At 59.4% G+C, this 906-nt stretch carries 1 protein-coding gene and 1 pseudogene; both read left to right on the forward strand.

The annotated features are described in order from the left end of the window. The coding region (locus EOA75_RS33310; protein WP_164747781.1) for a methyltransferase at positions 1 to 470 on the forward strand (470 nt) is incomplete at its 5' end. 310 nt (positions 471 to 780) lie between these two features. Further along, a pseudogene (locus tag EOA75_RS33315) lies at positions 781 to 906 on the forward strand (DUF4167 domain-containing protein); the annotation flags it as partial.

Consider the following 906-nt stretch of genomic DNA (forward strand, 5'->3'; position numbering starts at 1 on the left):
GCGCAATCGCGCTGGCGCTGCTCAGCGCGATTCCGGCCGCGACCGCGACCGGCGTCGATATTTCACCCGGCGCGCTGGCGACCGCCACGCGAAACGCCGCGGATCTGGGGCTCGGCGGGCGCTTCAAGGCCTTGCATTCCAACTGGTTCGAAAAAGTTTCGGGCCGATACCATTTAATTGCCGCGAATCCACCCTATATACCCAGTCGAGACATTGGAAATCTGCAGGACGAGGTCCGCGATTTCGATCCACGCCAGGCCCTCGATGGCGGTGTGGACGGGCTGATCCCCTATAGGATCATCGCCGGAGAGGCGGAAGGATTTCTGGAAGCGCAGGGCAAGGTAGCGGTCGAGATCGGCCATACGCAGCAAAGCGAGGTGACCGCAATCTTCGCGGCAGCCGGCTACAGGCTGTCGGAGGCGCGACGCGATCTTGGCGGAAACGACAGGGTTCTGGTGTTTGAGCGTTGAAAGCCCTGATGCAGTGCGAAAAAACGCTTGGCAATATTAGGGAATGCAGCTAGGTTCCGGCTTAACCGGATGAGACGAAGCAGGCAGTGCTCTTAGCGATTCGGTTTTCCTTGGAAATAGCTGCCTCCTTGCGCAAACGACGCCCATGCTTCGTGCGGGAATCGTCCGGCAAGTGATGTAACCGGAACAGGATGGCACGTGGCGCCAACGCAATCGATGCGGGCGAACGCCGGTGAAAAAACGAAACGGTCGGCTGCATGAGCGCCACCGTTCGCGACGAGTTTTAGAAAATTCACATGAAGAGAGTCGAATGAGGCCACAACAGCAGAACAGGCGCATGCGCGGTCGCAACAACAATGGCGGCGGTGGCAACAACAACCGCAAGGGGCCCAATCCCCTGACGCGCAACTATGAGAGCAACGGTCCGGACGTGAAG

Origin of the sequence: Mesorhizobium sp. M1A.F.Ca.IN.022.07.1.1 (genome assembly GCF_003997575.1) — a bacterium.
GTDB lineage: Bacteria > Pseudomonadota > Alphaproteobacteria > Rhizobiales > Rhizobiaceae > Mesorhizobium.